Source organism: Bacillus haimaensis (assembly GCF_048270625.1).
GTDB classification, from domain to species: Bacteria; Bacillota; Bacilli; order Bacillales; family Bacillaceae_I; genus Sutcliffiella_A; species Sutcliffiella_A haimaensis.
This window is the reverse complement of record NZ_CP158164.1, coordinates 430,568-457,183: the sequence shown is the minus strand read 5'-3', so window position 1 is coordinate 457,183 and position 26,616 is coordinate 430,568. Positions and strand designations below refer to the sequence as shown.

The window sequence follows — 26,616 nt, the reverse complement described above, 5'->3', positions numbered from 1 at the left end:
ACAATGCTCTTCCTTATTACTTCCGACTAAAACTCGGTTCCAATCCCCAAATCTCATCTGCATACTGTTTAATTGTCCGATCACTGGAGAAGAAACCGGAATGCGCGATATTCTTCGCACTCATTGTCAGCCAAGCCTTCCGATCACGGTAGGCATTATCCACCCTCTCCTGGGCATCAATGTAGGATGCGAAATCCTTCAATACAAAATATTCATCATTTTGCATCAACAGGCTGTCATGAATCGGCTCGAAATGATCATCCACATCCGGAAAGAAGCCGTTTATCAGCTGCTCCAATATTTGTTGAATCCGCTTATCATGATGGTAGTATTCACTCGAACGGTAGCCCCCATTTTGGTAATAGTTAAGCACCTGTTCTGCTGTAAGCCCGAAGATGAACATGTTCTCTTCGCCTACCTCTTCCTTGATTTCAATATTGGCACCATCCAGAGTCCCGATCGTCAAGGCACCGTTCATCATAAATTTCATGTTGCCGGTACCTGACGCCTCTTTACTTGCTGTAGAGATCTGCTCACTCACATCGGCTGCAGGGAAAATGTCCTCGGCAAGCGACACACGATAATTCTCCAGGAAGACCACCTTCAATCGGCCACCAATGGCTGGATCATTATTCACTTTATCCGCCAAGGAATTGATCAGCTTAATGACACGCTTTGCATAATAGTATCCAGGTGATGCCTTTGCGCCAAAAATAAAGGTACGTGGATGAATGTGAAAGCCGTTATCCTCTTTTAAACGGTTGTAGAGATACATGATATGAAATACATTCAGTAGTTGGCGTTTATAGGCGTGAAGCCTTTTAACCTGAACATCAAAGATGCTGTCGGGATCAATGATCATCCCGGTCTGCTTTCTGATTCTCTCACCAAGGATAAGTTTTCGTTCCCTTTTCATCCTATCCAGCTTCTCATGAAAGGCGGAATCGTTTGCATAAACATCAAGCTGACGAAGCTGTGTGGGATCCTTGATCCAGCCTGTTCCAATCGTATCCTGTATCAATTGAGTCAACTGTGGATTTGCCTTTAATAGCCAACGCCGATGAGTAATCCCATTTGTCTTGTTATTGAATTTCTCCGGAAAGGCTTCATAAAATAAACGCATTTCCCGATTCTTTAGTATTTCTGTGTGGATTTTTGCTACTCCATTCACACTAAAGCTGCCCACAATGGCAAGATGGGCCATTTTCACAAGGCCATGTGCAAGGATTGCCATTTCCTCAATTCGGTGCCAATCCCCAGGGTACTTCTTCCATAGCTCTGCACAATACCGCTCATTTATCTCTTCTACAATCATATAGATCCTTGGCAGTAAAGGCTGGAATATGGACACCGGCCATTTTTCCAGTGCTTCCGAAAGGGTTGTATGGTTGGTATAGGAAATGGTTTGTGAGGTAATCTCCCACGCCTGCTCCCAGCTCATGTCCTCTTCATCCAACAGTATCCTCATCAACTCAGGTATGGCAAGTACAGGATGCGTATCATTGATATGGATATTCACTCTTTTATGGAAATCTACCAAACTACCATTCTTTTTACGATACGAACGCACAATGCTTCCAATGCTCGCTGCCACTAAGAAATACTGCTGCTTCAAGCGCAATATTTTCCCTTCATCATGCGTATCATCCGGATAGAGGAATTCGGATACAGCCTCTGTGTCCCGCTTGTATTGCATGATGTCCTTGTTTGTCGGGAAAGGGGCAGGCTCCGCACTCCATAGACGCAGCATATTGACTGTGCTGGTCTGGTATCCGATGACTGGCATATCATAGGGAACTGCAGTAATCGCTTCTCCCTTTGCATGCCTGAATTTCTGTTTGTCCCCTTCCAGATAGGACTCCACCCTGCCCCAGAAATGCACTTCCACTGCTTGGTCAGGTTTTCTTACCTCCCAGACATTGCCGTGTCTCAGCCATTGCTCCGGCAATTCCACTTGGTAGCCATCTACAAATTTCTGGTCAAACAATCCATGTTTATACCTGATACCGCAGCCATGTCCTGGAAGGTTTAAAGAAGCCAAGGAGTCCAGGAAGCATGCTGCCAAACGTCCAAGTCCCCCGTTACCAAGACCTGCATCCGCTTCAATCTCCTCGATTGCTGACAGTTCAAGGCCAAGTTCCCTGAGCCCATCCTCAACCACTTGCTGGATTCCCAGATTCAATAGGTTGTTTCCAAGTAGCCTTCCCAAAAGAAATTCAATGGAAAGATAGTATACCTGCTTATCGTTGGCAGCACGATTACGTTCGTTTGTCGCAATCCAATCGGAGCTTATGTATTCGCGCACCATATTGCCGAGTGTATGATAATGATCTCGTGAAGTGGATTCCTGAAAGCTTTTTCCGTACATACTCTCAAGCTTTTTCAAAAAGGTTGCTTTAAACTTTTCCTTGTTAGAGAACATGTACTCCGCTCCTCGCAATCAATGTTGAATATAGCTGATTATATTTGAAAGCGGACTTGGCCCAGCTGTAGTCCCGCTCCATGGCTTCCTTCATGATACCGCCCCATACTTCCGGCTGCTGATAGATGGAGATGGCCCTTCTGATGGTATATAACATGTCATGGGCGTTGAAATTAGTAAAGCTGAAGCCATTCCCTTCAAGAGTGGATTCATCGTAGGAATGCACCGTATCATTTAATCCGCCCGTTTCACGTACAATCGGAATGGTCCCGTATCGCAAGGCAATCAATTGTCCCAATCCGCAAGGTTCAAACTGGGAAGGCATGAGGAACATATCAGCACCAGCGTATATCTGGTGAGCCAGTGCCTCATCGAATCCGATGAAGGTCCTTACTTTTTCAGGATAATGATGAGACAATTCACGGAAATAATTTTCGAACCTGTGATCTCCCGTTCCCAATACCACCACCTGAACATCATCCTCTAGCACTTCATGAAGGACTCTCGTCACCAGGTCCAACCCTTTTTGCTTGGTCAGGCGACTAACCATTGCGATGATGGGAATATCCTCTTTAACAGGCAATCCACATAGATTCTGGAGCGCCCGTTTGTTTATTTTCTTATCTTCAGGTTTGGATGCATGATAAGTGGCTGCGATATGCTCATCCGTTTCTGGATTATACATCTCATCATCGATTCCATTAATGATGCCAATCAGATCATCACCGCGGAAGCGCAGGACTCCATCGAGCTTCTCCCCAAAAAATGCGGTTTGGATTTCATCTTTATACGTCGGACTTACCGTTGTAATCAGTCCGGAAGAAACTAGCGCTGCCTTCATAAAATTCACATTTCCATAAAACTCAAGCTGGTCTGTTGAGAAGAACTGCTCTTCCACTCCCAATAGGTCCTTCAGGATATCCTGAGGAAAGACCCCCTGAAATTGCAGGTTATGAATAGTAAATACACTTTGAATATGCTCAAAGCGTGGATTTTTCCTGTATTCTATTTCAAGCAGGAAATTGACCATTCCCGTGTGCCAGTCATGGCAATGAATCACATCAGGAACAAAATCGATGGCCGTCATACTTTCCAGTACCGCCCGGCAGAAAAAGGAATAGCGCTCCCCATCGTCAAAATGGCCGTACAAGGAATCTCGCTTAAAGTAATACTCATTGTCAATGAAATAATAGGTGACATGATCCAGCACCAATTGTTCAATTCCACAGTATTGATGTCTCCAACCGACATCCACATAGGTGGTCTGGATTCGCTTCATTTTCTTTCTGTATGCTTCTGGGATCTGCCCATACTTCGGCAGAATGACCCTTACATCCGTACCAAGCTTTTTCAGTTCCTTAGGCAATGCTCCCGCAACATCGCCCAAGCCACCAGATTTTACAAACGGAACACATTCCGATACGACAAACAATACCTTCACGAATTCATCAGAGCTCCTTGTACTGTACCTTTTCTAACTAGATATGGAGAATCTTGTTTACCTGTTATTGCCGTGCCATCCTCTACCTTTACATCTTTGTCTAGAATGACAGAATCTAAAACACAATTCGATCCGATTACACCTTTTTGCATGACAATGCTATTTTTGATGACAGTCCCTTTGCCTACTTTCACACCTCGGAAAATGATACTATTTTCCACATGCCCTTCAATGATAGCACCATTGGCTATCATGCAGTTCTTAACAAAGGCATCCTTGCCATAGCTTGTCGGCGGTTCATCCTTGACTTTTGTAAGGATGGGCTGGTTCTTCATGAACACTTGCTGCCATACAGCAGGATTCAGCAGTTCTAAGCTATGCTTATAATAGCTTTCAATGGAATCTATGACAGCCGCATAACCAGTAAATTCATAGTTACAGACCTTATACCCGCTATTCATATCGTCTACTACATCCATTATGCTTCCATAGCCTGTTTTTTCATAGTTCATAAAAAGCTTTACCAGCAAATCCTTTTCTAAAATAAATATGTCCATGGACTCTTCCTGATGAAGAACATGTGTAATATCACAGCGGTTATTCAAATGGCGCTCTAGCATTACCTTGAAATTCATATTACAAACCGTATAGCTGTTTGAGATAACCACATACTTCTGCGTGCTTCTCAGAAAGAAATCTTCATTCTCCTTGAAATGCTGAAATGACCCTGTATTTCCGTCCACTTCCCCCACAGAGCTTGGGAAAAAGAACAAGCCGTCACGTTTACGGTCCAAATCCCATTGCTTGCCTGAACCCAGGTGATCCATCAATGAGCGATACTGAAATCGAGGAAAAATTGCTACACTTTGAATTTCCGAGTTTACCATATTGGATAAAACAAAATCGATCAGGCGATAACGGCCGCCAAACGGAACAGCAGCGATAGACCTCTTTAACGTAAGCTCCTTCATTTCTTCATTATGAATGGTCGCATCAATGATTCCGAGCATAGATTTATTCATGATTCTCATCCTTCCTTTGGCGTATTCTAATTATGATATAGAGAAAATCCCTTTTTCCATCATTTCTTCCGTGACCAAAATGATTTCATCTTCATTTTTTTCTGGGCATATGACAACTCCATCAGGGATCACAAGTCCGGAAGGTACGATTGCCTTATTGATATAGACATTTTCACCAATCACCGCATCTGGCATCAGGACAGAATTTTGAATAACGGAATTCTTCCCTACCTTCACTCCCTGGAAAAGGACAGAATGATCGATTTTCCCTTCGATGAAGCAGCCTTCATTGACAAGGGAATCATTTACATCCGCACATGGAGCAATATATTGAGGAGGCTGATTTGGGTTGACTGAATAAACACGCCAGTCATATTCAAACAAGTTCAACTCGCAATCCTCTTTTAATAGATCCATGTTGGCTTCCCATAAGCTTTTAACCGTTCCGACATCCTTCCAATAGCCTTCGAAAGGATAGGCTACCAATCTCTTATTCTCTTCAAGCAGCAAAGGAATGACATCCTTTCCGAAATCATGGCTGGAATCCGGGTTACGATCATCCATCTCCAAATATTCCTTCAGAACGGACCATTTGAAAATATAGATTCCCATGGATGCAAGATTGCTTTTCGGGTTGGCCGGCTTCTCGTCAAATTCCACTACTTCAAGCTTTTCATTCGTATTCATGATTCCAAAGCGGCTTGCTTCCTCCCATGGAACCTCCACTACTGATATGGAGACATCAGCATCCTTCTTAATATGATAATCCAGCATTTCTGCGTAGTTCATTTTATAAATATGGTCACCAGATAGGATAAGCACATATTCAGGCTCATATTGCTTTAAGTAGTTAAGGTTCTGAAAGATGGCACTTGCCGTTCCCGTATACCATTTCACACCGGAGGATTCCGTATATGGAGGTAAAACGGTCACTCCTCCATTTTTACGATCCAGGTCCCATGCACTTCCAATTCCTATATATGAATTTAATACAAGTGGCTGATATTGTGTCAAAACGCCAACCGTATGAATCCCGGAGTTGGTGCAGTTGCTTAATGCAAAATCAATGATCCGATATTTCCCACCGAACGGTACAGCAGGTTTTGCAAGTGTTTTAGTCAAGGAACTTAATCGGCTTCCTTTTCCTCCTGCCAGTAACATTGCTACACATTTATTCTTCATCATCTCCCATTACTCTCCCCTCGAATTTTCCTAGGACGCCACATGCTCACTCCATAGGGCGCAACATTGACCATCATATGAAACTCCTTGCCGTGATATGCACCTTCCTGCGCACTAATTACCTCCTCATTTCCGATACCTGTACCACCAATCTGTACGTGATCGGAATGGAAAACCTCTTCATAATCCGCTAAAAGTGGAACACCAATTTTATACTGTTCATAGGACGCTCCGGTAAAATTACATAAGACCACGAGTGTATCAGATTGCTTCTTTCCTTTTCGAACAAAGGAGAAAATGCTTTGTTCCCGATTATCTGCATCAATCCACTCAAATCCATCAGGTGAATGATCCAGTTCATATAAAGCCTTTTGACTCTGGTAGAAGGCAAGCAGATCTTTTACATATAGATTCATCTGCTGATGTGTTTCATACTCTTCCAGTAGGAACCAGTCGAGCTGCTCGAGGTCCTTCCATTCATCAAACTGGCCAAATTCACTTCCCATGTATAGCAGCTTTTTACCTGGATGGGCGACCAGAAAAGCATACAATAGCCTCAGCTGCTTGAACTTATCCTGGTATTCTCCTGGCATCTTATTCAATAAAGATTTCTTCCCATGGACTACTTCGTCATGGGAAAAAGGTAAAATGAAATTCTCTGAAAAGGCATAGACTATGGAAAAGGTGACCTTGTCATGCAAATGCTTCCTTTGCTCGGGAGGAGCCTCCATATAGCTAAGAATGTCATTCATCCAGCCCATATTCCATTTATAGTTAAAACCAAGTCCTCCAACAGATGTAGGGGAGGTAACCAATGGCCAATCCGTTGAATCCTCCGCGATCATCAGTGCACTGTAGTCGAATTCAAAAACCGCTTCATTCAGCTTTTTCAAGAATTCCTGTGCAAAAGGATTCGCATGGACTTCCTGCGTATTGGGCCAATACAGCATATTGGCAACAGCGTCTACCCTGAATCCATCCACATGGAAATGCTCCATCCAAAACATCGCATTGGAAATCAGAAAGCTTCTTACTTCAGGCTTCCCCAAATCGAAATTGGACGTTCCCCATACCTCATTTTCCCGATCATTGTAGGTTTGATACTCAAATGTTGGAGTTCCATCAAACATGGATAGCCCATGCGCATCCTTACAGAAGTGTCCAGGTACCCAATCCAGTATCACCCCGATATCCTCTTGATGACAGGCATCAATAAAAGCCATTAACTCACGTGGAGTGCCATAACGGCTCGTTGCAGCATAATAACCTGTCCCCTGATATCCCCAAGACCTGTCATAAGGATGCTCAATCAATGGCAAGAGCTCTATATGAGTAAATTTATGCTCTTTCACATAGGGAATCAATTCTTCTATTAGCTCCAAATAGGAGTATAGCTCTCCGTTCTCCTTCTTTTTCCATGAGCCCATATGTAATTCGTAAATGAACATCGGCTTCTCATACACTAGCTTTCTCTTTTTTCGTCTCCGCCAGTTTTGATCCTTCCACTTGTATCCTTCCAGGTCATAGACGATGGAAGCGGTCTTTGGACGGACCTCTGCATGAAATGCAAATGGATCAGACTTATGTAACACTTCCCCTTCTTTTGTCACTATTTCATATTTGTAAAGGTGGCCAGTTAGCTCTTCTGGCAATTGAATACTCCAGACACCCTCATTATTCAGTTTTTCTAATACGTATTCTTTTCCATTCCAGTCATTGAATGTACCAATCAGCCTAACCGCCTTTGCATGAGGTGCCCAGACTGTAAACCTGGTGCCGACAACCTTTTTCCGATGCTTTATTACATGTGCACCAAAAAGCTCATAGCTTTTATACAAGGTCCCTTCATGAAATAGGTGCAGCTGAAAATCAGTGGCGCTCGTTGCAATCAATATCGTCACCCTTTCGGAATAGTTTCAAAAAGATTATTGTTATACTTTACTATTCTCTTTTTTAACCCATTCTCCTTTTTACGACAAGGTCCAATCGCTAGACACGAAATTACAAAATTCACAATATTTTGCTATTTTGTCGAAAATACGCTGTTTTACGGAAACCGCTTCCATTACCATCCCTTCAGAGTTCTTGATATGACTGAATAAATGTAAAGGTTTACAATAAAGAAAATATGACAGGATATTCAATTGTTTTATAAGAGATTTTGTCGAAAAGTTTTTTACAGAAAAAGAAGGGTGAATGAATGTGGAAGCGGTTACATCTTAAAAGTTATATAAAAATAATAATATTATTATTTGAATTTGGGTTTTATTGGGTAGTATATGGGGTATAAAAATAAGTTAGAAGAAGTTTCTTTGGGGAATAAGGAGCAGCTAGTTTAGGAGGAATTTGATTGGACTGATATCGTTTATAATGAGAAAATCCGGGGATCAAAAAATAATATAAGATCAAATTATCATATTTTTTATTACGACGTAAAGAGAAGAAAGGCTTATTCAAACAAATTCGCAAAATAAAAAAAGCCATGATATTTATAAAAATACCACAACTTTTTGATGACCCGTACGGGATTCGAACCCGTGTTACCGCCGTGAAAGGGCGGTGTCTTAACCGCTTGACCAACGGGCCGCATGATTGAATTTTGATGGCGGAGAAGGAGGGATTTGAACCCTCGCGCCGCTTACACGACCTACACCCTTAGCAGGGGCGCCTCTTCAGCCACTTGAGTACTTCCCCGAATATGGCTCCACCAGTAGGATTCGAACCTACGACCCTTCGGTTAACAGCCGAATGCTCTACCGCTGAGCTATGGTGGAATAAATCATATGGTGGGCCTAAGTGGACTCGAACCACCGACCTCACGCTTATCAGGCGTGCGCTCTAACCAGCTGAGCTATAGGCCCATATGGAGCGGGTGATGGGAATCGAACCCACGACATCAGCTTGGAAGGCTGAGGTTTTACCATTAAACTACACCCGCAAAAAAAAAAGGGCGACTGATGGGAATCGAACCCACGAATGCCTGAACCACAATCAGGTGCGTTAACCACTTCGCCACAACCGCCATAATACTATTTTTTTGTAGAACTGGTGCCGGCGATAGGAGTCGAACCCACGACCTACTGATTACAAGTCAGTTGCTCTACCAACTGAGCTACACCGGCTAATGTTCATTAATATAAAAATGGTGGCTCGGGACGGAATCGAACCGCCGACACATGGATTTTCAGTCCATTGCTCTACCAACTGAGCTACCGAGCCACTATTAAGTTAAAAATGGCGGTCCCGACCGGGATCGAACCGGCGATCTCCTGCGTGACAGGCAGGCATGTTAACCGCTACACCACGGGACCATTTGGTTGCGGGGACAGGATTTGAACCTGCGACCTTCGGGTTATGAGCCCGACGAGCTACCGGACTGCTCCACCCCGCGACAATGTAAATACATATAAAATTCTCATCATTCTTATATATATAATGGAGGAGGAAGGGGGATTCGAACCCCCGCGGGTTTTGACGCCCCTGTCGGTTTTCAAGACCGATCCCTTCAGCCGGACTTGGGTATTCCTCCGAATATAAGAATTTCTGGTGGACCTTGTAGGACTCGAACCTACGACCGGACGGTTATGAGCCGTCTGCTCTAACCAGCTGAGCTAAAGGTCCTTTTTTTGGTAGCGGCGGAGGGAGTCGAACCCACGACCTCACGGGTATGAACCGTACGCTCTAGCCAGCTGAGCTACACCGCCAAAAAAGTGAAGTTTATATTTCTATAAGTGGAGCCTAGCGGGATCGAACCGCTGACCTCCTGCGTGCAAAGCAGGCGCTCTCCCAGCTGAGCTAAGGCCCCAAATGAAATCTTAATGGTCGGGAAGACAGGATTCGAACCTGCGACCCCTTGGTCCCAAACCAAGTGCTCTACCAAGCTGAGCTACTCCCCGTAAATGGCGCGCCCGAGAGGACTCGAACCCCTAACCTTTTGATCCGTAGTCAAACGCTCTATCCAATTGAGCTACGGGCGCTTATGAAAGTTATTTTGCTTCTGCGAAGAAAATCTGGTGCCGAGGACCGGAATCGAACCGGTACGGTAGTCACCTACCGCAGGATTTTAAGTCCTGTGCGTCTGCCAGTTCCGCCACCCCGGCAAGTCTGTTGGAGCGGAAGACGGGATTCGAACCCGCGACCCCCACCTTGGCAAGGTGGTGTTCTACCACTGAACTACTTCCGCGTTATAAAATTACAATGCGGGTGAAGGGACTCGAACCCCCACGTCAAAGACACTAGATCCTAAGTCTAGCGCGTCTGCCAATTCCGCCACACCCGCAAGATAAATGGTGTGCCATGAAGGACTCGAACCTTCGACCCTCTGATTAAAAGTCAGATGCTCTACCGACTGAGCTAATGGCACGTAAAATATTTAAGAAAAGTGGTGCCGGCGATAGGAGTCGAACCCACGACCTACTGATTACAAGTCAGTTGCTCTACCAACTGAGCTACACCGGCATGAAATGATGATTATTTTCACTGCGTGAAAAATGGTTGATTATTTTCACTACGTGAAAAAATCTTGGTGGAGGATGACGGGATCGAACCGCCGACCCTCTGCTTGTAAGGCAGATGCTCTCCCAGCTGAGCTAATCCTCCGAATATATATAGCCTGGCAACGTCCTACTCTCACAGGGGGACAGCCCCCAACTACCATTGGCGCTGAAGAGCTTAACTTCCGTGTTCGGTATGGGAACGGGTGTGACCTCTTCGCTATCGCCACCAGACTATTAATATTATATAAACTTTTGAAAGAAAATCAAGCATTATTTGCTATATTCCTTCAAAACTAGATAACGTTTTTCTTATCAAGATTCACAAGTGCCGTTCATTGTTTTTTGGGTTAAGTCCTCGATCGATTAGTATTCGTCAGCTCCACATGTCGCCATGCTTCCACCTCGAACCTATCTACCTGATCATCTTTCAGGGATCTTACTTACCGAAGTAAAAGGAAATCTCATCTTGAGGGGGGCTTCATGCTTAGATGCTTTCAGCACTTATCCCGTCCGCACGTAGCTACCCAGCTATGCCTTTGGCAAGACAACTGGTACACCAGCGGTGCGTCCATCCCGGTCCTCTCGTACTAAGGACAGCTCCTCTCAAATTTCCTGCGCCCACGACGGATAGGGACCGAACTGTCTCACGACGTTCTGAACCCAGCTCGCGTACCGCTTTAATGGGCGAACAGCCCAACCCTTGGGACCGACTACAGCCCCAGGATGCGATGAGCCGACATCGAGGTGCCAAACCTCCCCGTCGATGTGGACTCTTGGGGGAGATAAGCCTGTTATCCCCGGGGTAGCTTTTATCCGTTGAGCGATGGCCCTTCCATGCGGAACCACCGGATCACTAAGCCCGACTTTCGTCCCTGCTCGACTTGTAGGTCTCGCAGTCAAGCTCCCTTGTGCCTTTACACTCTGCGAATGATTTCCAACCATTCTGAGGGAACCTTTGGGCGCCTCCGTTACTCTTTAGGAGGCGACCGCCCCAGTCAAACTGCCCACCTGACACTGTCTCCCAGCCCGATAAGGGCTGCGGGTTAGAATTTCAATACAGCCAGGGTAGTATCCCACCGACGCCTCCACCGAAGCTAGCGCTCCGGCTTCTCAGGCTCCTACCTATCCTGTACAAGCTGTACCAAAATTCAATATCAGGCTACAGTAAAGCTCCACGGGGTCTTTCCGTCCTGTCGCGGGTAACCTGCATCTTCACAGGTACTATAATTTCACCGAGTCTCTGGTTGAGACAGTGCCCAGATCGTTACGCCTTTCGTGCGGGTCGGAACTTACCCGACAAGGAATTTCGCTACCTTAGGACCGTTATAGTTACGGCCGCCGTTTACTGGGGCTTCGGTTCAAAGCTTCGCTTGCGCTAACCTCTCCCCTTAACCTTCCAGCACCGGGCAGGCGTCAGCCCCTATACTTCGCCTTACGGCTTCGCAGAGACCTGTGTTTTTGCTAAACAGTCGCCTGGGCCTATTCACTGCGGCTCTCTCGGGCTTTAACACCCTAACAGAGCACCCCTTCTCCCGAAGTTACGGGGTCATTTTGCCGAGTTCCTTAACCAGAGTTCTCTCGCTCACCTTAGGATTCTCTCCTCGCCTACCTGTGTCGGTTTGCGGTACGGGCACCATACTCCTCGCTAGAGGCTTTTCTTGGCAGTGTGAAATCAGGAACTTCGGTACTATATTTCCCTCGCTGTCACAGCTCAGCCTTATAGGAGAAGCGGATTTGCCTACTTCTCAGCCTTGCTGCTTAGACGCACATATCCAACAGTGCGCTTACCCTATCCTTCTGCGTCCCCCCATTGCTCAAACGGAGTGGAGGTGGTACAGGAATATCAACCTGTTATCCATCGCCTACGCCTTTCGGCCTCGGCTTAGGTCCCGACTAACCCTGAGCGGACGAGCCTTCCTCAGGAAACCTTAGGCATTCGGTGGAAGGGATTCTCACCCTTCTTTCGCTACTCATACCGGCATTCTCACTTCTAAGCGCTCCACCAGTCCTTCCGGTCTAGCTTCAACGCCCTTAGAACGCTCTCCTACCACTGTTCGTAAGAACAGTCCGCAGCTTCGGTGATACGTTTAGCCCCGGTACATTTTCGGCGCAGAGTCACTCGACCAGTGAGCTATTACGCACTCTTTAAATGGTGGCTGCTTCTAAGCCAACATCCTGGTTGTCTAAGCAACTCCACATCCTTTTCCACTTAACGTATACTTTGGGACCTTAGCTGGCGGTCTGGGCTGTTTCCCTCTTGACTACGGATCTTATCACTCGCAGTCTGACTCCCATAGATAAGTCTTTGGCATTCGGAGTTTGACTGAATTCGGTAATCCGATGAGGACCCCTAGTCCAATCAGTGCTCTACCTCCAAGACTCTAACATATGAGGCTAGCCCTAAAGCTATTTCGGAGAGAACCAGCTATCTCCAGGTTCGATTGGCATTTCACCCCTACCCACACCTCATCCGCTCACTTTTCAACGTGAGTCGGTTCGGGCCTCCATTCAGTGTTACCTGAACTTCACCCTGGACATGGGTAGATCACCTGGTTTCGGGTCTACGACCACGTACTCATTCGCCCTATTCAGACTCGCTTTCGCTACGGCTCCGTCTCATCGACTTAACCTTGCACGGGATCGTAACTCGCCGGTTCATTCTACAAAAGGCACGCTATCACCCATTAACGGGCTCTAACTACTTGTAGGCACACGGTTTCAGGATCTATTTCACTCCCCTTCCGGGGTGCTTTTCACCTTTCCCTCACGGTACTGGTTCGCTATCGGTCACTAGGGAGTATTTAGCCTTGGGAGATGGTCCTCCCTGCTTCCGACGGGATTTCTCGTGTCCCGCCGTACTCAGGATCCACTCAGGAGGGAACGAAGTTTCAACTACAGGGTTTTTACCTTCTATGACGGACCTTTCCAGATCGCTTCATTTACCCCGTTCCTTTGTAACTCCATGTTGAGTGTCCTACAACCCCAAGAGGCAAGCCTCTTGGTTTGGGCTAATTCCGTTTCGCTCGCCGCTACTCAGGAAATCGCGTTTGCTTTCTCTTCCTCCGGGTACTAAGATGTTTCAGTTCCCCGGGTCTGCCTTCAGTACCCTATGTATTCAGGTAAAGATACTGCTCCATTACGAGCAGTGGGTTTCCCCATTCGGAAATCTCCGGATCAAAGCTTACTTACAGCTCCCCGAAGCATATCGGTGTTAGTCCCGTCCTTCATCGGCTCCTAGTGCCAAGGCATCCACCGTGCGCCCTTAATAACTTAACCGTTGACAAACTAATTGTCATGTTTTTTCGATATCAGCGATGATATCTTAAAAGAAAATTACTAAGATGAACGATACTTGTGAATGTATCTTGATATTACTTAACGTTATCTAGTTTTCAAGGAACATGGCTACTGATTTGCATCACTTCATGCGATGCTTCAGACCGTTACTTCATGCTGCCATGCGCTGAGGAATCCAACTTATTGAATTCACTTGCAGACGCAAGCGCATATTTTTTTGAGAGAATGCTCTCTCAAAACTAAACAAAACAAACAGCGTCATAATCCTTAGAAAGGAGGTGATCCAGCCGCACCTTCCGATACGGCTACCTTGTTACGACTTCACCCCAATCATCTGTCCCACCTTAGGCGGCTGGCTCCAAAAGGTTACCCCACCGACTTCGGGTGTTACAAACTCTCGTGGTGTGACGGGCGGTGTGTACAAGGCCCGGGAACGTATTCACCGCGGCATGCTGATCCGCGATTACTAGCGATTCCGGCTTCATGCAGGCGAGTTGCAGCCTGCAATCCGAACTGAGAACGGTTTTATGGGATTGGCTCGACCTCGCGGTTTTGCTGCCCTTTGTACCGTCCATTGTAGCACGTGTGTAGCCCAGGTCATAAGGGGCATGATGATTTGACGTCATCCCCACCTTCCTCCGGTTTGTCACCGGCAGTCACCTTAGAGTGCCCAACCTAATGCTGGCAACTAAGATCAAGGGTTGCGCTCGTTGCGGGACTTAACCCAACATCTCACGACACGAGCTGACGACAACCATGCACCACCTGTCACTCTGTCCCCCGAAGGGGAAAGCCCTATCTCTAGGGTTGTCAGAGGATGTCAAGACCTGGTAAGGTTCTTCGCGTTGCTTCGAATTAAACCACATGCTCCACCGCTTGTGCGGGCCCCCGTCAATTCCTTTGAGTTTCAGTCTTGCGACCGTACTCCCCAGGCGGAGTGCTTAATGCGTTAGCTGCAGCACTAAAGGGCGGAAACCCTCTAACACTTAGCACTCATCGTTTACGGCGTGGACTACCAGGGTATCTAATCCTGTTTGCTCCCCACGCTTTCGCGCCTCAGTGTCAGTTACAGACCAGAAAGTCGCCTTCGCCACTGGTGTTCCTCCAAATCTCTACGCATTTCACCGCTACACTTGGAATTCCACTTTCCTCTTCTGCACTCAAGTTCCCCAGTTTCCAATGACCCTCCACGGTTGAGCCGTGGGCTTTCACATCAGACTTAAGAAACCACCTGCGCGCGCTTTACGCCCAATAATTCCGGATAACGCTTGCCACCTACGTATTACCGCGGCTGCTGGCACGTAGTTAGCCGTGGCTTTCTGGTTAGGTACCGTCAAGGTGCGAGCAGTTACTCTCGCACTTGTTCTTCCCTAACAACAGAGCTTTACGACCCGAAGGCCTTCATCACTCACGCGGCGTTGCTCCATCAGACTTTCGTCCATTGTGGAAGATTCCCTACTGCTGCCTCCCGTAGGAGTCTGGGCCGTGTCTCAGTCCCAGTGTGGCCGATCACCCTCTCAGGTCGGCTACGCATCGTCGCCTTGGTGAGCCGTTACCTCACCAACTAGCTAATGCGCCGCGGGCCCATCCTTAAGTGATAGCCGAAACCATCTTTCAATAAGGAACCAGGAGGTTCCTTATATTATCCGGTATTAGCTCCGGTTTCCCGAAGTTATCCCAGTCTCAAGGGCAGGTTGCCCACGTGTTACTCACCCGTCCGCCGCTGACTTACAAAAGCAAGCTTTTGTAAGTCCGCTCGACTTGCATGTATTAGGCACGCCGCCAGCGTTCATCCTGAGCCAGGATCAAACTCTCCAATAAAGAGTTTGAGCTTATGCTCAAATGCTGACTAGCTTATGTTTCTTTTTCGTTCTTTGTTAATCCCTATAAGATTAACGTGGACGCTGTTGTTTTGTTTAGTTTTCAAAGATCATTTTGTGATGCGAATCGCTTAAAAGCGACTTCCTAATCATAACAACTTGTCCCTAAAGTGTCAAGCTGTTTTTAAACTTTTTCATCACCGTTGTTACCAGGATATTCGTTTGTTACCCGTGTTCCTTGGCGACGAACTTAAATATACCATCCCACAAACTATATTGCAATACTTTTTTTGATAATTTTCAAAGCAATTTCCCTCTCTAAATAGAACCTATATAGTAGGATTATAATAGTGATGAAAATTCTTCATAGTTTTATACACTTTCTTCATAATAAATGAAAAACAAACTAATGCTAGAATTGCCACTTGAAAAATATATTGTTCTTCCTCTCCGTCTCTTGTATGATGGAAATTGGACAGACAACATAACTTCATGTCCACAAGGGGTGCCACTTTTGGCTGAGACTGAACAATGATGTTCTAACCCTCTGAACCTGTTAGATAATTCTATCGTAGGGATGTGGCAAACTTATTACTTATTTTAATTAAGCAATAAAAGAGCCTAACCTCTCTTTTGTTGCTTTTTTTATTTGAAGGAGGAGATTATCATAAAAAAATCGAATACGCTTTTTCTTGTGGAAGTTGCTATTTTCGGCGCTTTAGCTTATTTGCTAGATGTTTTAGCAGGAGTTTTGTCATTAAAAATATGGGCGCAGGGAGGTTCCATCTCCATTGCGATGGTCCCTGTTTTTATTATGGCATTTCGCTGGGGATTAAAAGGTGGATTGCTTTCGGGGTTGATACTGGGATTATTGCAGCTCACATTCGGACCAGTTGGAGTTCATGTTGTTCAGATCATGTTGGACTATATAGTAGCTTTTGTGGTGTTAGGGTTTGCCGGTTTGTTCGCTAGACAGGTTGTAATTGCAGTAAAGATGGACAATTTCAAAAAAGCTATCTATTTTGTAACCATTGCATCATTCATTGCCTGCACGCTTAGATTTTTCGCACACTATCTTGCGGGAATCATTTTCTTTAGGGATGCTGCACCTGCAGGGCAACCGATTGAGATTTATTCGCTCATCTATAATGGTACATATATGTTGCCTAGCTTTGTAATCTCGACAATCGTTACTTTGCTGCTGATCAAGGCAGTTCCAAGAATTTTCTCTTTTAGCAAAACCGTTTCTTGAGCTAATCTTCCGGGATTAGCTTTTTTGTTTTTATTTTTACTAGAATGTAATGAAAGAGTCCTACATATATTCTAGTAAACGCTAATGTAGGAGGTTCTGTAATGATTGTAGTTAAAGACGCAGCAATGGTTGTGGCTCTCTTATCTTCAATTGGGTTATTTTTATACGGTTACTTCGAGGGGCTCCGGTTGTGCAACCAAAAAGGAAGAGTCAGAGGTGAGGGTGTCATCATTAGCTTTTCACTTGCGATGGTTTTTGCCTTGATTGCCAATGATCTTGTTTCCTAAAATAAAGAAGCCGACTTATGCGAGTCGGCTTCCATTTGTTAATGACCTGATTCAAACTTCTTCAAGCAAAAAGTAATAGGAATCGTAGTTACGTTCGTTGACAAAGCCAAGTTTCCGAGCAATGGCAATGGAATCTTTTCGAAATAGTTCCGTTGTCCAGTTCGGCGTATCTCCTCGTTTCAGACACTCCTCAATAAAAAGATTGGCCATAGCGGAAGCAATTCCTTTGCCACGATGTGCAGTATCATAGGTATTGATTCCAATTTCTTTGATTCCATTATGCTGATAGACCGAGAGGCAGGCTCCGATTACTTTGTCTTTGTAATAGGCAACGACCCCAAGTCCGCTTTCTAGAAACAGATCAATGGAGTGCCAAAACTTTAATATTTCTGCTGTCAGTAAATCATCATGATCCTTTAAGAGAATGTCACGGTCAATAAATGCCACTTTGTATGCTTTTGGTAGGTTGAATTTTTTATTAGAAGAAACATACTTTTCTTTAGAAAAATCAAATGCCACTCTTGTTCCTTGTTTAATAGGAATTCTTTGAAATATATTTTTCATTTCCGCTTCATCTTTTCGGGGATATGTTTCTATATTGATGTCCTCTTCCCTATAGGACCGCGCCATCGGAAGGAGCTCCGCCTGGAACCATTTTTCAAAATCATGGCCCCCTATTTCTCCAATAAAATAAATCATTTCATGGACGGCATATACAACAAGCATCTTCGGATTATCATGATTGTCTACGTAGGCCATACCAATTTGCAGGCCTGAAAGTACCCCCCCAATAATTGGGTGCCTGCTCACCTTGTGCTTTTCTAAAAAAGCGGATAACCCATTTGCTTCTTGCACCTTAACAAGTTCCATCATCGTTCACTCTCCAAAAAATTTCCACGCATAGGCTATCTCTTCGTATGACTGGTCACCAATTTGTATTTGTTCGGTATCTATCTCCTCGGGGTGAAAAGATAAATAGAAGGCTCGGCTTGGATTGTCAGTCAGCACCCATACAAGCATCGATTTGTTGCCTATCTCATTTAAGAATTCACGCACTTTGCTATAAAGCGCCTTTCCGATTCCTTTTTTCTGATAGCTTTGAAGGATATAGATGGCATATAGTTCTCCATCCACCTCATATTTCTTCGTCCGTTCAGGTCCCCCACTTGCAAAACCTACGATATCGCCGTCCACTTCCGCTACAAAAAGGCAACTTTTCCCAAACCCTGCCTCTATTGCTGTCTCCCACATCTTTTGTCTATTATCATAGGATAGGGATTCCAAGTAGCTATCATCAACAATTCCTCTATAGGTGGTTTTCCAGCTATCCACATGCACTTTTGCAATGGATGCTTCATCACCTTTTTTGGCTAGTCTGATATTCATTATCTTCTCTCCCTCACTCTATCATCTCTATGGATTTTGATTTCTTGTTGTCTCTTAGAAAATAGGCCACACTGAGCATGACCAGCATACCACCAGTGAACTGTGTCCAGGTGATGTATTCCTGTAATACGAAATAGGCAAGAATTGCTGCACCAATCGGTTCAAATAAGATGCTCATAGAAATGACATTGGTACTGATATACTTGATTGCCCAGTTGAACAGGGAGTGCCCGAGCAGGGTTGGTATGAGTGCGAGCAACAGAAACCATAACCAATCCATTTCCGAATAGCCTGTAAAAGAATCACCTGTGAGCACAACATAAAAAAATAGCGCAATCGTGCTTACTCCATACACAATAAAGGTATATGTAATGAGAGACAGTCTTTTCCGGACGTCCTGGCCAAAAAGTAAATAGGCGGTAACCAGTGCGCATGCAACCAATGCCAGTATGTCTCCGAAAAGTGCCATCCCACTGATTCGGAAGTCTCCCCAGCTGATGATGACGCTGCCGATGATTGCAATCGCTCCACTAGTAATGGATTTGGGACTTAGCTTTTCTTTGAAGAAAATGTATGTTCCTATAAATGCGAACAAAGGCTGTAAGGTAACCAGTACAGTGGAACTGGCGACACTCGTATAGTTAAGGGATTCAAACCATAATATAAAGTGGAAAGCCAAAAAAATCCCAGCAACGATGGAAAAGGTCCAATCTCGCTTCGTTATAACCTTTAATTCCTGCATATACTTATATAGGAATATAGGCATGATCAGCAGTACGGAGAAAAGCAGACGATAAAAGGCAGTCACGCCGGCCGGTGCCTCTGCAAGTTTTACAAAAATGGCTGATGTGGATACGGTTACGACACCAATCGCCAAGGCCATATATGGATTCATCCACTTGTTCATTTTTCAGTCTCCTTGTCCAGATTCCATGATGTAGATATTACTTTCTAATTGTACTGAATATTGCTATAATTTTCTAATCATTTATTTATTATTTTTTGCAGCATACATAGATAGAGGAGGAGTTCAATGGAGGACATCTTGGAGTTTTTCATAGAGTATGATTTTATCATAAAACTTAGCTTTGCAGTAGTTGCCGGAGTGATCATCGGATTGGAAAGAGAGCTGAAAGGAAAGCCACTTGGATTGAAAACATGTGTCATTGTTTCCGTGATGGCGTGCCTTCTGACCATTGTTTCCTACGAATCGGCGTTTCTCTATTCCAAAGAGTATTCACGACCGATGGATCCAGGACGTATTCCATCTTATGTTATTAGTGGAATCGGATTTTTGGGTGCAGGTGTAATCATGAGAAGAAGCAACGAGGCCATTTCCGGATTAACGACCGCTGCTCTTGTTTTAGCATCCGCTGGAATAGGAATTACTATCGGAGCAGGCTTTTTCATTGAGGCCTTAACAGGTGTAATATTCATTATTTTAGGTGTAAAAGTCATCCCCTCCCTATTTGACGTTATCGGGCCAAAAAAGCTCAAAGAAAAGGAAATAAAGGTCAAAATCTATATTGAAAAAGATGTGAATCTTACGACCGTCATGAAGGAGATTCACAGCAAGAACCTCAACATCAAAAGGGTGAAAGTAAAAGAGGAAAGAGACGATATCGTGCTGAATTGCATCATTACAACCAAGAAAAGCATCTATACCACTGATGTCTATTATGAAATCAAAAGCTTGACCGGAGTTTTCCAAGCAGAAGTGGAGAATATCGATTAATAACAAATCATTCAAAAAAAGTATTTGCAAAACAATAATTTTTTGATAAAATTAATTCAGTCCTAACGGGGCATTAGCTCAGCTGGGAGAGCGCTTCGCTGGCAGCGAAGAGGTCAGCGGTTCGAGCCCGCTATGCTCCATACTAAAAATCCTTAAAGCCCATGGCTTTAAGGATTTTTTTATTGCTTATATTCTAACAAAGGGTGACAACTGCTGAGTACACAACATAGTGAGGACATTTTCATTAATATTATTTTTCATGTGTTTTTGTCCCTTTCATCTCTCATACTTTCACATAAAATAAATAACCTGAACAAAAGGTGGTGTAAGGTATGAGTCGTGATGGTAAAAAAGATGGATTCTCTTTAATAGTTGTTTTATTTATCCTTTTAGTAATTGTCGGAGCTGCATTTGTAGGTGGCAGTTACGGTGGAGGTTATGGCGGAGGTTGTGGAGGATACTAAACTTTTTAGTTTGATAATTCTCAGTAATTCCCCCCTCTTTTCTTGAAGGAATAAGCCCCCCTACTTTAATCTGTAGGGGGCTATTCTATTTATAGAAGTGAAAATTTCCAGACTTTTGATTCTCCCTCTATTATGAATAAATTTATTGCCTGTTACTGAATTTCTCCTCAATAAACGCCTGCTCTTCCTTCGCACTCAAAATCCCGGTCGCTCTTCCGATAGATCCATCCTGCAGTTCCCAGATGGCATTATGGTCATCATCGACATTTGTAAAGTTCTTATTCTGCCATTTAAGGAGGATTTCCTCGTAGACACTGCCATGCTTGTAGTCAGCCCTATTGTGCTGCACCACTTCCAGCAGCCTATCGACACGTTCCTCGGTTAAAGGGAGGACTCCCCATTTTTTATCCGCTTCCACCTTTTGATGGCTCATATGATGAATGGCGTTCTGAACGGCCAATTCCGACATATCCGTTGGAAAGTCATCTTTTATTGTTGTGATGGTTTCTTGAAAATTCATCTGTGCTCCTGGTTCCACTTCTTCGGTTAATGGATTTTTCAATTTAAAACCCCCACCAGATTCAGGCTCGACAGCTGCAATATAATACACCAGCATAATCATGATAAGTGGCAAGACAACAATTATCAGCCATTTCAAATTGGTTTTTAATATCTTTATTTTGTCCACTCCCCACATTTCCCCTATTTATTCTTCATTATACAAGATATGGCATTATCACGAAACAACTAAGTGTATCTTTAAAATGTATGTAATCTGAACAAACAGGGATTGATGATGTGTGAAGGTTTTATAAAAGAACAAAACTGCAGTCGAAAAAATCGACTGCAGCCATTTATTTTACAGACTCTAGTAATTTGTTAATCTCCATCGGATTAAATCCTTTTACCGCTTTATCACCCACTGCCGTAACTGGAATTCCCATATATCCGAACTTTTCCACTTCCTGTTGGTAGACTGGATCTGCCAAGATATCCCTTACTTCAAATGGAATTTCCTCTTGTTTCAGATATTCCTTTACATATTCACAGTCCTTGCATCCCTTTGCGGAATAGACGATAACTTTCTGGTTCATCTGAAGCCCTCCTTGATGTTTGCTTTGGCTTCATTTTACCATAAAGGAACTCGTTTATATAAGGGAACTGCTTTTACTTTTCGACCCATTCATCCTTGTCATTTTTCTTGTATTTATTCTTCACAGCATCCCATGCCACTTTATGGGCGGTTTCTTCATTGTCGTATTGTTCTGAGGCTGAGTTGAAGGCTTCTTTATAGATTTCCTGACCGTGCTTCGGCAAATTGTCTTTGACTCCCTTGGGTAAATCATTCAACGAATCATATGCCATCACGTTTTCCTCCTTTATATTTACTCTTACCTTATCTTTATCCTTTTCATCATATGAGTAAACAAACTTCACACATAAGGAAGGAGAATCCATGATACTCAAGGAATTAATAAAGGAGGTCATGTTGAAGATATCAACTAGAGTAGGAGTAGCTTATGAAAAAATTGCTTTTGTTTGCCATCAGTACAATGTCTTTCCTGATAACAGGCTGCACATCCGATATCGCTAAAGAAATTCCTGCAAAACTACCTGTGGAAAAGAGCGCTGAGGTTCAAGTGTCAGAAACTGATGAAAAATTATATACTCCGGGAATAAAAGTAAGTGAATGGATGCTTCCGAGACAGAATTCGCGTATGCGATCCGGTTCTGTCACCCATGTGATGCTGCATTTCACGAATAATGCCATGCGTAACCCGGAGGATCCCTACAATCTGGATGATGTGTATGCTTTGTTTGAAGAATATGAAGTATCGGCCCATTACATGATTGGGAGAGATGGGGAGGTTTATCATCTTGTACCTGAAAGCAGGGTTGCCTTTCATGCGGGAAAAGGAATTGATTTAAATTATCAGCATTACCATAATAGTTTCAATGAATATTCGATTGGAATAGAATTGCTTGCTATCGGGACCAAGGAAGAGATGTTTCCAATCGTCCCTGAGGAAATCTATGAGAGGATAGAGCCTGCAGATATCGGGTACACCGAGGCCCAGTATACCGCATTGAACGAGCTGTTGGTCGATATTTTAAAACGTCATCCCTCTATTAAAAATGACCGGGAACATATCGTAGGTCATCACGAATATGCCCCAGTTCGTAAAGTGGATCCGGGTACCTTGTTTGATTGGTCAAAAATCGGATTTTAGTAGCATACAAGTATTTCTCTTGAAAAATACCCTTTCTTCGTGACACAGCGGTCTTTGATTTCAAAGCCCGCTTTTTCTATCATCTCATCGATTGTCTCGATGGTAACCACGACCAGTTTATCCGATATTCTTCGAGCATGTCTCAATATATCCGCCTGATCTTCTGGTGTTGCATGGGTATAGAGGTTGTATGGCATGTCTATAATCGCGACATCATATTTTTCAGTAACATCCGCTATCGGTCCTAATGTGACATTTCCTTTTAAGTTGAAATGGGCGATGTTTTCCCTGGAGCCTTCTGTAACCAAGGGGTTTATATCCCTTCCCTCAATATGAATCCCCATGGACAAAGCTTCAACCAGTACGGTACCGATACCACAGCATGGATCAATTGCTCTTACTCCTTCTGGGTGTGGAACGGCTATATTGGCCACTGCGCGGGCGACACGCGTGCTTAATGCAGTGGAATATTCGCGAGGTTTTTTTATGTGCTTCAACCATACCGCTTCATTTTTGCGGTAATTTCCAAAGTACCATCTGCCTCCATAAGCCACAATTCCAAATATATGCGCGGGATTATGGACATCTGCCTCTCCATGGATGCGTGCCCCAAGGTCCCGTTCCATTAATCTTCTCTCGTTGTATTCGATTTGCGCTTCTTTTTCAAGGTCATTGATCTTGATGAAGATGATTTTAAACGTCTTATCCAACATATCTATTTCTTCGACCTGCTCTAGAATATCCGATAGTTCATCTCCAGCATATAGAACTTCGATACGTTCCCTTATAAAAGGGCTTCTGCTTGGATCTATTTTAACGGTGCTTTTTATTATGTTATAAGGTGATTCCATGCTAAAAAAAGAGCGCATCTCCAAGTGGCTCAAGGATCGCTCTTCAGGGCTGCTTGCATATGTATAAATAAATTCCTGTGTGTCCAGTTCCTTTTCCAACTACTACTCATCCTCTATCTTGATAATGCTTGCCTTTAAAGCTTATCGGTAAATCTTTAAAAAAGCAATGAAAGCTGTTTAATTAAAGTTTGGCAAGCCTTAGATAAGGTTGACATTGCAAGGCAGTTCAAGAAAAAGGGCAGAAAGCAGCACACTGCCCCTGTTATTTGACGATGTTATGCTTGAATGCGTAAATGACCGCCTGGGTCCGGTCCTGGACCTGCAGCTTTGCCAATATATTGCTTACATGCACTTTGGCTGTTTTTAATGCAATAAATAACTCATCCGCAATTTCTTGATTCGTCTTCCCTTGTGTCATAAGGAGCAGAATCTCCATCTCGCGATTTGTAAGTTCTTCATGCAGGTAATGTTCATTCTTTTGACGCATCTTTTTCATCATTTTCCCAGCCACTTCAGGTTCCAGGATGGATTGACCTTTATATGTGGACCTTACTGCATTTGCAATATCACTTGCCTTGGAAGTTTTCAGCATATAGCTCGTTGCTCCAGCTTCTAGCGCTGGATACACTTTTTCATCGTCCAAGAAGCTTGTGACAATTATTATTTTTGCGTCCGGCCATTGATCGATAATCCTTTTGGTTGCTTCAATGCCATCCATTTCCTTCATAACAAGATCCATCAGGATAATATCCGGTTTATGCAGAAGTGCCAATTCCACTGCCAATTTTCCATCATCCGCTTCTGCAATCACTTCTATATCATTCTGTGCGGATAAATAGGCAGTGACACCAATCCTCACCATTTCATGATCATCTACAAATAAGACTCTAATCATTTTCCTCACCCTTTAAATCCAACTTAGGAACCTTTACTTCCAATCTTGTACCCTGATTTTCTACACTGACTATTTTTAACGTGCCCCCTATCTCCACGGCCCGCTCGTACATGTTTTGCAATCCATACGCGCCAGCCCGTTCCTTTTCCACATCGAAGCCTTTCCCATCATCTACAACTCTCAAGATGATAAAATCATCTCGTCTGATCAAGAGCACTTCAACAGACGACGCCTTGGCATGCCGAAGCGTATTGGAGAGGCTTTCTTGAAGTATTCGGAACAAATGGTCCTCCACTCCCTTGTCAATGGAAAAGGGTTCAATCTTCCATGCAATGCTCATCGGAACCTTTTGCATCAATTCCACCAATAGCTCCTCTGCACCTTCCTGAAGCGTTTTTCCTTTCAAAGCAACAGGCCTCAAGTGCAAAAGCAGCGCACGCATCTCCAATTGGGATTGATGAATCATTTCTTCGACCAGCCTGAGCTGCTTTGTTTCCCGGTCTTCAAGTGACTCTTTCGGCTCCGTTAAGGCCGACATGAGCATCGATGCCGCGAACAGCTGCTGGCTTACGGAATCATGCAATTCCCTGGCCAATCTGTTACGCTCCTGTGATACGATTTCCTGAATTCTGTTTTCAAGGTCCACCGCTTTTTCATTCGCAAGCTTCTGCGAAAGCTTTGTTTGTTCCTTCATCTGTCTTTGAATTTTTTTCAGTTCGCTTTCTATTTCCCCTATTTCATGAACCGGGTTCTTTTCCACCCATTCTATATTTCTTCCTTGTTCCATTTGAATTAGGTGAGCGTGGATCCCCACTATTTGTTTTCTCCAATACATTCCTGAAAAAAGGCCAATGATCAAGCCGAGAAAGACGGATATGCATAAAGCAAATATAACAAATGGCAGGTCAAACACTTTTACTTTCCATAAAGAGGACCACTCCACTAAGGGAAAAGAAAGGAAGTACAAGATACCAAATGCCAGAAAACTGATGATGGCTGTGGTGACCCCCAACAGAAAGTGCCTTTGCAATATACTCATACTCTTTTCACCTCTAGGCTTCCCACCAAGCAAGAGGTGATTATTTTTATCTTTTGGGTGGAATCCTCATACCCCGAAGTTTGGTAATGTACCGTCCGATTCCATGTTTTTGATTCTTCTTCTTCTAAAATAACCGTCGAGCCGACCATAACTGAATGCTTGACACTAATATCCACTTCATATGGAATTAGGATTTGGATATTTCCTACAACGTTACGGATGGAGATGATTGCTTCCCCTTTCGGAAGAACGGTATAGCTCAGATCGATGATGGTATCCCCAATACCGGTCTGTATATTGACATCATCCCATGTATAGGAATGTTCCGGTGTTTTTTGTCGGCCTAAGAATTTATTCTGGAACCACTTCTGTTCCCGCTTCACCATTTGTCCGAACTTGGCTGGCGCTATTTCAGGCCTGAAATAAGTCGGATTTTGTTTAGATTGCGTAAACAAAATAAAGAAATAAATAATCGAAGCCAATAACAGAAACCGGAATGTGAAAGATCCGATTATGGTAAAGAAAATAGTTAGAACACCGATTGCAAATAAGACTTTACCGAGAAACCAATTCCATTTCTTTTTACCGAAATATAGACATATGCCAGAAATAAGAAGGGAAAAAATGAGCCCGGTATCAAAAAACGAGATTTCCAGGATAAAAATAAAAAATCCAATGATGAGAATATAGCTCAGCAGATCAGTTTTCTTCATATTTAACATTGTTTCCCCTCCTTTTATGGCATATTAATTGCTTCTGCAATGGATAAAAAAGGCGTACAATGCCGCCTTTTTTT

At 43.9% G+C, this 26,616-nt stretch carries 20 protein-coding genes, 23 tRNA genes, 3 rRNA genes and 1 riboswitch; of the genes, 6 read left to right on the top strand and 40 right to left on the bottom strand.

Features of this window, described 5'->3' with window-relative positions:
- Positions 1–16: 16 nt before the first annotated feature.
- The 30 genes from ABN702_RS02185 to ABN702_RS02040 all read right to left on the bottom strand — a co-directional run bounded on the left by ABN702_RS02185 (position 17) and on the right by ABN702_RS02040 (position 15,681).
- Positions 17–2,422, bottom strand: a complete 2,406-nt coding sequence (locus ABN702_RS02185) for a glycogen/starch/alpha-glucan phosphorylase (protein ID WP_417899208.1) — start codon at positions 2,420–2,422, stop codon at positions 17–19.
- Positions 2,412–3,863: a glycogen synthase GlgA gene (gene glgA / locus ABN702_RS02180; RefSeq protein ID WP_417899207.1), complete on the bottom strand. Its 1,452-nt coding sequence runs from the start codon at positions 3,861–3,863 to the stop codon at positions 2,412–2,414. Before glgA ends, ABN702_RS02185 begins: the two co-directional genes overlap by 11 nt.
- Positions 3,860–4,885, bottom strand: coding sequence for a sugar phosphate nucleotidyltransferase (locus tag ABN702_RS02175; RefSeq protein ID WP_417899206.1), 1,026 nt, complete (start codon positions 4,883–4,885; stop codon positions 3,860–3,862). The genes glgA and ABN702_RS02175 overlap by 4 nt, the downstream gene beginning before the upstream one ends.
- Before the next feature lie 30 nt (positions 4,886–4,915).
- Positions 4,916–6,070, bottom strand: a complete 1,155-nt coding sequence (locus ABN702_RS02170; protein WP_417899205.1) for a glucose-1-phosphate adenylyltransferase — start codon at positions 6,068–6,070, stop codon at positions 4,916–4,918.
- Positions 6,067–7,959 (bottom strand): 1,4-alpha-glucan branching protein GlgB, encoded by a 1,893-nt coding sequence (gene glgB / locus ABN702_RS02165; protein WP_417899204.1) that lies wholly within the window; start codon positions 7,957–7,959, stop codon positions 6,067–6,069. The genes ABN702_RS02170 and glgB overlap by 4 nt, the downstream gene beginning before the upstream one ends.
- A gap of 622 nt (positions 7,960–8,581) precedes the next feature.
- Positions 8,582–8,653: transfer RNA gene (locus tag ABN702_RS02160), tRNA-Glu, on the bottom strand.
- Between the two features lie 17 nt (positions 8,654–8,670).
- Positions 8,671–8,761, bottom strand: a tRNA-Ser gene (locus ABN702_RS02155).
- Between the two features lie 5 nt (positions 8,762–8,766).
- A tRNA-Asn gene (locus ABN702_RS02150) sits at positions 8,767–8,841 on the bottom strand.
- 10 nt (positions 8,842–8,851) lie between these two features.
- A tRNA-Ile gene (locus tag ABN702_RS02145) sits at positions 8,852–8,928 on the bottom strand.
- Positions 8,929–8,931: 3 nt separating this feature from the next.
- Positions 8,932–9,005: transfer RNA gene (locus ABN702_RS02140), tRNA-Gly, on the bottom strand.
- 11 nt (positions 9,006–9,016) lie between these two features.
- Positions 9,017–9,089 (bottom strand) — tRNA-His (locus ABN702_RS02135).
- A gap of 24 nt (positions 9,090–9,113) precedes the next feature.
- A tRNA-Thr gene (locus tag ABN702_RS02130) sits at positions 9,114–9,189 on the bottom strand.
- Positions 9,190–9,210: 21 nt separating this feature from the next.
- Positions 9,211–9,286 (bottom strand) — tRNA-Phe (locus tag ABN702_RS02125).
- A 16-nt stretch (positions 9,287–9,302) separates the two neighbouring features.
- A tRNA-Asp gene (locus ABN702_RS02120) sits at positions 9,303–9,378 on the bottom strand.
- A gap of 3 nt (positions 9,379–9,381) precedes the next feature.
- A tRNA-Met gene (locus tag ABN702_RS02115) sits at positions 9,382–9,458 on the bottom strand.
- Between the two features lie 45 nt (positions 9,459–9,503).
- Positions 9,504–9,596, bottom strand: a tRNA-Ser gene (locus tag ABN702_RS02110).
- A 15-nt stretch (positions 9,597–9,611) separates the two neighbouring features.
- A tRNA-Ile gene (locus tag ABN702_RS02105) sits at positions 9,612–9,688 on the bottom strand.
- Between the two features lie 6 nt (positions 9,689–9,694).
- A tRNA-Met gene (locus ABN702_RS02100) sits at positions 9,695–9,771 on the bottom strand.
- 28 nt (positions 9,772–9,799) lie between these two features.
- Positions 9,800–9,872 (bottom strand) — tRNA-Ala (locus ABN702_RS02095).
- Positions 9,873–9,886: 14 nt separating this feature from the next.
- Positions 9,887–9,963 (bottom strand) — tRNA-Pro (locus ABN702_RS02090).
- Between the two features lie 4 nt (positions 9,964–9,967).
- Positions 9,968–10,044: transfer RNA gene (locus ABN702_RS02085), tRNA-Arg, on the bottom strand.
- 34 nt (positions 10,045–10,078) lie between these two features.
- Positions 10,079–10,167, bottom strand: a tRNA-Leu gene (locus ABN702_RS02080).
- A gap of 8 nt (positions 10,168–10,175) precedes the next feature.
- Positions 10,176–10,250: transfer RNA gene (locus ABN702_RS02075), tRNA-Gly, on the bottom strand.
- 15 nt (positions 10,251–10,265) lie between these two features.
- Positions 10,266–10,346 (bottom strand) — tRNA-Leu (locus ABN702_RS02070).
- 8 nt (positions 10,347–10,354) lie between these two features.
- Positions 10,355–10,430, bottom strand: a tRNA-Lys gene (locus ABN702_RS02065).
- Between the two features lie 19 nt (positions 10,431–10,449).
- Positions 10,450–10,525, bottom strand: a tRNA-Thr gene (locus ABN702_RS02060).
- A 65-nt stretch (positions 10,526–10,590) separates the two neighbouring features.
- A tRNA-Val gene (locus tag ABN702_RS02055) sits at positions 10,591–10,666 on the bottom strand.
- A gap of 11 nt (positions 10,667–10,677) precedes the next feature.
- Positions 10,678–10,794, bottom strand: a 5S ribosomal RNA gene (gene rrf, locus ABN702_RS02050).
- A 112-nt stretch (positions 10,795–10,906) separates the two neighbouring features.
- Positions 10,907–13,839, bottom strand: a 23S ribosomal RNA gene (locus ABN702_RS02045).
- A 292-nt stretch (positions 13,840–14,131) separates the two neighbouring features.
- Positions 14,132–15,681 (bottom strand): 16S ribosomal RNA (locus tag ABN702_RS02040).
- The 16S, 23S and 5S rRNA genes sit together here with 22 tRNA genes alongside, the layout of an rRNA operon.
- 490 nt (positions 15,682–16,171) lie before the next feature.
- Positions 16,172–16,275, top strand: a riboswitch (TPP riboswitch).
- A gap of 99 nt (positions 16,276–16,374) precedes the next feature.
- Here ABN702_RS02040 and thiT point away from each other — a divergent pair.
- Positions 16,375–16,932: an energy-coupled thiamine transporter ThiT gene (gene thiT / locus ABN702_RS02035; protein ID WP_417900790.1), complete on the top strand. Its 558-nt coding sequence runs from the start codon at positions 16,375–16,377 to the stop codon at positions 16,930–16,932.
- A 101-nt stretch (positions 16,933–17,033) separates the two neighbouring features.
- Positions 17,034–17,219, top strand: coding sequence for a hypothetical protein (locus tag ABN702_RS02030; RefSeq protein ID WP_417899203.1), 186 nt, complete (start codon positions 17,034–17,036; stop codon positions 17,217–17,219).
- 51 nt (positions 17,220–17,270) lie between these two features.
- Here ABN702_RS02030 and ABN702_RS02025 read toward each other — a convergent pair whose 3' ends face one another.
- From ABN702_RS02025 to ABN702_RS02015, 3 genes are read right to left on the bottom strand one after another with little or no spacing between them, the layout of a single operon-like run.
- Positions 17,271–18,092 carry a GNAT family N-acetyltransferase gene (locus tag ABN702_RS02025; protein ID WP_417899202.1) on the bottom strand — a complete coding sequence of 274 codons (822 nt, stop codon included), beginning with the start codon at positions 18,090–18,092 and terminating at the stop codon, positions 17,271–17,273.
- 3 nt (positions 18,093–18,095) lie between these two features.
- Complete coding sequence (locus ABN702_RS02020) at positions 18,096–18,605, bottom strand: GNAT family N-acetyltransferase (protein WP_417899201.1); 510 nt, start codon at positions 18,603–18,605, stop codon at positions 18,096–18,098.
- A gap of 13 nt (positions 18,606–18,618) precedes the next feature.
- Positions 18,619–19,512, bottom strand: a complete 894-nt coding sequence (locus ABN702_RS02015) for a DMT family transporter (RefSeq protein WP_417899200.1) — start codon at positions 19,510–19,512, stop codon at positions 18,619–18,621.
- Positions 19,513–19,638: 126 nt separating this feature from the next.
- Between ABN702_RS02015 and ABN702_RS02010 the strand changes: the two genes are divergently transcribed.
- The 3 genes from ABN702_RS02010 to ABN702_RS02000 all read left to right on the top strand — a co-directional run bounded on the left by ABN702_RS02010 (position 19,639) and on the right by ABN702_RS02000 (position 20,804).
- The gene (locus ABN702_RS02010; protein WP_417899199.1) at positions 19,639–20,340 is read left to right on the top strand and encodes an MgtC/SapB family protein; all 702 of its coding nucleotides are present in this window, start codon (positions 19,639–19,641) and stop codon (positions 20,338–20,340) included.
- Between the two features lie 67 nt (positions 20,341–20,407).
- Positions 20,408–20,480: transfer RNA gene (locus ABN702_RS02005), tRNA-Ala, on the top strand.
- Between the two features lie 192 nt (positions 20,481–20,672).
- Positions 20,673–20,804, top strand: coding sequence for a YjcZ family sporulation protein (locus ABN702_RS02000; RefSeq protein ID WP_417899198.1), 132 nt, complete (start codon positions 20,673–20,675; stop codon positions 20,802–20,804).
- A gap of 142 nt (positions 20,805–20,946) precedes the next feature.
- Here the strand turns inward: ABN702_RS02000 and ABN702_RS01995 are convergent, their stop codons facing one another.
- From ABN702_RS01995 to ABN702_RS01985, 3 genes are all read right to left on the bottom strand, one after another.
- Entirely contained in the window at positions 20,947–21,492 is a 546-nt protein-coding gene (locus ABN702_RS01995) for a DUF6241 domain-containing protein (RefSeq protein WP_417899197.1), read from the bottom strand.
- A 166-nt stretch (positions 21,493–21,658) separates the two neighbouring features.
- The gene (locus ABN702_RS01990; protein ID WP_417899196.1) at positions 21,659–21,898 is read right to left on the bottom strand and encodes a glutaredoxin family protein; all 240 of its coding nucleotides are present in this window, start codon (positions 21,896–21,898) and stop codon (positions 21,659–21,661) included.
- A 73-nt stretch (positions 21,899–21,971) separates the two neighbouring features.
- Complete coding sequence (locus ABN702_RS01985) at positions 21,972–22,169, bottom strand: ChaB family protein (RefSeq protein ID WP_417899195.1); 198 nt, start codon at positions 22,167–22,169, stop codon at positions 21,972–21,974.
- A gap of 155 nt (positions 22,170–22,324) precedes the next feature.
- Here ABN702_RS01985 and ABN702_RS01980 point away from each other — a divergent pair, with 155 nt between their 5' ends.
- Entirely contained in the window at positions 22,325–23,035 is a 711-nt protein-coding gene (locus ABN702_RS01980) for an N-acetylmuramoyl-L-alanine amidase (protein WP_417899194.1), read from the top strand.
- Here the strand turns inward: ABN702_RS01980 and ABN702_RS01975 are convergent.
- The 4 genes from ABN702_RS01975 to liaF form a co-directional block, all read right to left on the bottom strand.
- Entirely contained in the window at positions 23,032–23,985 is a 954-nt protein-coding gene (locus tag ABN702_RS01975; RefSeq protein WP_417899193.1) for a TRM11 family SAM-dependent methyltransferase, read from the bottom strand. The genes ABN702_RS01980 and ABN702_RS01975 overlap by 4 nt on opposite strands.
- Before the next feature lie 163 nt (positions 23,986–24,148).
- Positions 24,149–24,781, bottom strand: a complete 633-nt coding sequence (locus ABN702_RS01970) for a response regulator (protein ID WP_417899192.1) — start codon at positions 24,779–24,781, stop codon at positions 24,149–24,151.
- Positions 24,774–25,820: a sensor histidine kinase gene (locus ABN702_RS01965; RefSeq protein WP_417899191.1), complete on the bottom strand. Its 1,047-nt coding sequence runs from the start codon at positions 25,818–25,820 to the stop codon at positions 24,774–24,776. Before ABN702_RS01965 ends, ABN702_RS01970 begins: the two co-directional genes overlap by 8 nt.
- The gene (liaF, locus tag ABN702_RS01960) at positions 25,817–26,542 is read right to left on the bottom strand and encodes a cell wall-active antibiotics response protein LiaF (RefSeq protein ID WP_417899190.1); all 726 of its coding nucleotides are present in this window, start codon (positions 26,540–26,542) and stop codon (positions 25,817–25,819) included. Before liaF ends, ABN702_RS01965 begins: the two co-directional genes overlap by 4 nt.
- Positions 26,543–26,616: the final 74 nt, after the last annotated feature.

Excerpts from the sequence above, each read along its gene's own strand:
- ABN702_RS02020 (WP_417899201.1), bottom strand. The coding sequence starts at position 18,605 with ATGAATATCAGACTAGCCAAAAAAGGTGATGAAGCATCCATTGCAAAA.
- ABN702_RS02000 (WP_417899198.1), top strand. The coding sequence starts at position 20,673 with ATGAGTCGTGATGGTAAAAAAGATGGATTCTCTTTAATAGTTGTTTTA.
- ABN702_RS02015 (WP_417899200.1), bottom strand. The coding sequence starts at position 19,512 with ATGAACAAGTGGATGAATCCATATATGGCCTTGGCGATTGGTGTCGTA.
- ABN702_RS01985 (WP_417899195.1), bottom strand. The coding sequence starts at position 22,169 with ATGGCATATGATTCGTTGAATGATTTACCCAAGGGAGTCAAAGACAAT.
- ABN702_RS02030 (WP_417899203.1), top strand. The coding sequence starts at position 17,034 with ATGATTGTAGTTAAAGACGCAGCAATGGTTGTGGCTCTCTTATCTTCA.
- ABN702_RS02170 (WP_417899205.1), bottom strand. The coding sequence starts at position 6,070 with ATGATGAAGAATAAATGTGTAGCAATGTTACTGGCAGGAGGAAAAGGA.
- ABN702_RS02175 (WP_417899206.1), bottom strand. The coding sequence starts at position 4,885 with ATGAATAAATCTATGCTCGGAATCATTGATGCGACCATTCATAATGAA.
- liaF (WP_417899190.1), bottom strand. The coding sequence starts at position 26,542 with ATGTTAAATATGAAGAAAACTGATCTGCTGAGCTATATTCTCATCATT.
- ABN702_RS01980 (WP_417899194.1), top strand. The coding sequence starts at position 22,325 with ATGAAAAAATTGCTTTTGTTTGCCATCAGTACAATGTCTTTCCTGATA.
- ABN702_RS02025 (WP_417899202.1), bottom strand. The coding sequence starts at position 18,092 with ATGATGGAACTTGTTAAGGTGCAAGAAGCAAATGGGTTATCCGCTTTT.
- ABN702_RS01965 (WP_417899191.1), bottom strand. The coding sequence starts at position 25,820 with ATGAGTATATTGCAAAGGCACTTTCTGTTGGGGGTCACCACAGCCATC.
- ABN702_RS01990 (WP_417899196.1), bottom strand. The coding sequence starts at position 21,898 with ATGAACCAGAAAGTTATCGTCTATTCCGCAAAGGGATGCAAGGACTGT.
- ABN702_RS02185 (WP_417899208.1), bottom strand. The coding sequence starts at position 2,422 with ATGTTCTCTAACAAGGAAAAGTTTAAAGCAACCTTTTTGAAAAAGCTT.
- ABN702_RS01970 (WP_417899192.1), bottom strand. The coding sequence starts at position 24,781 with ATGATTAGAGTCTTATTTGTAGATGATCATGAAATGGTGAGGATTGGT.
- ABN702_RS02010 (WP_417899199.1), top strand. The coding sequence starts at position 19,639 with ATGGAGGACATCTTGGAGTTTTTCATAGAGTATGATTTTATCATAAAA.